Below are 305 nucleotides of genomic sequence, written 5' to 3'. Positions count from 1 at the left end.
GCTGTAATTCCAAATATTGAATACCTCGAATCATTAGCCTACGAGAACCTATGACTAAAGCAAAAGAGCACCTAAATAATGCTGCACTCTCCGGGCTGCTATTTTTCTGTGTGTTCTTTGCTATTAGCTTGTTTCTTAACGACCAAATAGCACAGAGTGTCCTATTTTTCATCTGCGCGCCTTGCTTTACAAAGGCTTTCTTCACTGCTCATCTTTCATCGCCCTCAAGAAAAAAACAACTCTTGATAGCCTGCACCGCACTGTGGGTCTGCATTGATATAACGCTAGTCAGCCATAGCCTTAGT

General features: G+C 42.3%; 1 protein-coding gene. It reads left to right on the top strand.

What is annotated here, in order from left to right; all coding sequences use genetic code 11:
- Window positions 1–50: 50 nt before the first annotated feature.
- Window positions 51–305, top strand: a 255-nt coding sequence (locus tag A3735_RS31845; RefSeq protein ID WP_231882534.1) for a hypothetical protein, incomplete at its 3' end; no start/stop codon positions are given.

This window comes from Oleiphilus sp. HI0061 (genome assembly GCF_001635675.1).
The sequence above is the reverse complement of the archived record's forward strand: the minus strand, read 5'-3'. Positions and strand labels throughout refer to the sequence as shown.